Raw genomic sequence first — 2658 nt, forward strand, 5'->3', positions numbered from 1 at the left:
TATATAGAAATCGGTGATTACGTGCTTTTTTATTTATGAAATTTTTTTAAACCCCAACAAATATTATAGAGCCAAAATAAAAAATACCCATATAAACGACCTAAATGTAAGCAATAGGTTGTTTATATGGGCTTTATTTTGTTCAAAAGCAATCTTTAAAAGAAACGTTTTTAGAAGGCAGGAATAGCCGTTTCATCATAATTTTCTTCTAAAAATTTTTTCACTTCTGGACTTGTCATCGCTTCCGCTAATTTTTGGATTGGTTCAGAGTCTACATTATCTTTACGCGCAACTAATGTAATGGCAAAGTCATTTTCCACTCCTTCAGTAAGAAGCGCATCACTTTTCGGCGTTAATCCAAGGGGTGCCGCATAAGCCGGTGTCATAACGACAGCATCTGCATCATCATACATTCTCGCTAACATTAATAAATCGACTTCTTCAAACTTTAAATTTTTTGGATTTTCAATAATATCTGCTTTCGTATAATAATTATCCGTTTTTTCTTTTAATTTTATGATATTATGTTGGGCTAATAAGGATAGTGAACGGTCAACGTTGGAAATGTCATTGGCAATCGCAACAACAGCACCTTCTGGTAACTCTTCGATTGATTTATAATTTTTTGAATACACACCGTAATTGGCAAAGTAAATTGGTTCAACAGAAACTAATTCTACATCATTGTTTCGGTTGAACTCCTCCATATACGGAACGTGTTGGAAAAAGTTTGCATCTACTTCGCCTGCTGCAAGTGCACTATTCGGTTGGACGTTATCGCTTAATACAACTACTTCAAGTTGAATGCCTTCCTCTTCAAGTTTCGGTTTAACAAGGTCTAAAATTTCCGTCATTGGTGGGATTAATGAAGCTACTTTTAATGTCACTTCTTCCTGCTTTTGCTCTTGTCCACTTTCATTATTTTTTGCTTCATCTGTTTGGCCACAACCAGCCAAAATAAATAAACATACAGTTATAAGGGAAAGCACTTTTTTCATGATTTTTCCTCCAGTAATTATCTTTTATCAATGATTCTCGATAGGTTTGTACCAATAAATTGGATAAGCTGTACAAGTATGACCATTATTATGATCATATAAATCATTAAGTCGGTTTTAAACTGTTGGTATCCGTATCGAATAGCAAAATCCCCTATTCCACCGCCACCAACTACTCCCATGATTGTTGAATAGGAAATAAAACTAATAATCGAAGTAGTTAATCCGAGAACGAGTCCCGAACGAGCTTCTACATAAACAAATTTAAAAATTACTTCTCTAACAGATGCACCCATTGAAATTGCCGCTTCTATAACGCCTTTTGGGACATCCAATAACGATTGTTCGACCAACCGCGCATAATGGGCAATAGCGATTATCGATAGTGGAACAGTTGCTGCAGCCGTTCCAATAGCTGTCCCGATAATGAACCTTGTAAATGGTATTAAAAAGACTACTAATAATAAGAATGGAAAAGAACGGATTGTATTGACTAATAAATTTAACGTCGAGAAAAGCAAACGATTTTCAAGCATATTGCCCTTTCTGCTAAGGAAAAGTAACGTCCCGACTGGGAGACCGATTAGAACGGCTGCTATTATTGAAACCCCTACCATGACAAAGGTTTCCCCAATTGCTTGCCAAATTTCCGATTCATATTGAACTAAAGTATCAAGCATGGTCTATTTCAACATCCTTTGTTAGTTGTTCGACAAAGTATTCTGGGCTATTCTCTTTGCTTAATATCCCTGTGGGTTTACAAATCACCGTGTCATAAATTTCTCCGTCCGCCATGACCGTTACGCGATTACATATACTTCGAATGACTTCCATCTCATGACTGACGATAACAATTGTCACACCTAAACTTTTATTAATATTCTGTAATACCGTTAATATGTCCGCAGTAGTACTAGGGTCTAGGGCAGAGGTTGGCTCATCACATAGTAGAATTTGCGGCTTATTCGCTAATGCTCTTGCTATTGCAACACGCTGTTTTTGGCCGCCACTTAATTGGGAAGGATATTTATCCACTAAACTGTCCAAACCGACAAATTGAAGACATTCCATCACGCGGCTTCTACGTTCTGCCCTTGGATAGTTTGCCAACTCTAAAGGTACAACAACATTATCATAAACGGTTTTATTGGCAACTAGATTAAAATGCTGAAAGATCATTCCAATTGATTTACGAGCTTGTCGAAGTTTTTTCCTATTCATCCTTGTTAATCGTTGACCATTTACTTCTACTTCGCCTTCATCTGGAACTTCCAACAAATTCATCAATCTTAATAAAGTCGATTTACCTGCTCCACTTGCCCCAATGATGCCATGGATTTCTCCCTGATTAATCGTTAAAGAAACTGATTTTACTGCTTGAAATGTTGAAAAGCTTTTTGAAACACGATCTAATTTAAGCATAAAAAAACCCCTTTCTATGATGGGAAGGGTAGTGTCAATTCTTCTCATTATAGCCCAATAAAAGATGGTTGTCATTTCCGTTTAGTTTTCAAAGTAACTAAATACCTGCTCTACTTTTACCTTTTAGTAGTTCAATAATCCATTGTAAATTTATAATGATTTTTCACTAGCGTCGCATTAAAATAATTCAATACCTAATTGAAATCTGAATTTTCTGTAATTCTATCTTTGCATAAAA

Annotated in this window: 3 protein-coding genes; all 3 read right to left on the minus strand. The window is 35.9% G+C overall.

The window, feature by feature from the left end:
* Window positions 1–170: 170 nt before the first annotated feature.
* From ACH0B5_RS17875 to ACH0B5_RS17885, 3 genes are read right to left on the minus strand one after another with little or no spacing between them, the layout of a single operon-like run.
* Entirely contained in the window at window positions 171–998 is an 828-nt protein-coding gene (locus ACH0B5_RS17875) for a MetQ/NlpA family ABC transporter substrate-binding protein (RefSeq protein WP_406928245.1), read from the minus strand.
* A gap of 17 nt (window positions 999–1015) precedes the next feature.
* The gene (locus ACH0B5_RS17880) at window positions 1016–1678 is read right to left on the minus strand and encodes a methionine ABC transporter permease (protein WP_122972096.1); all 663 of its coding nucleotides are present in this window, start codon (window positions 1676–1678) and stop codon (window positions 1016–1018) included.
* A complete protein-coding gene (locus tag ACH0B5_RS17885) occupies window positions 1671–2420 on the minus strand; it encodes a methionine ABC transporter ATP-binding protein (RefSeq protein WP_122972095.1) in 750 nt (249 codons plus the stop codon). The genes ACH0B5_RS17880 and ACH0B5_RS17885 overlap by 8 nt, the downstream gene beginning before the upstream one ends.
* Between the last annotated feature and the right edge of the window lie 238 nt (window positions 2421–2658).

Origin of the sequence: Ureibacillus sp. 179-F W5.1 NHS (genome assembly GCF_045369345.1) — a bacterium.
In the GTDB taxonomy this organism is placed as follows: Bacteria; Bacillota; Bacilli; order Bacillales_A; family Planococcaceae; genus Ureibacillus; species Ureibacillus halotolerans.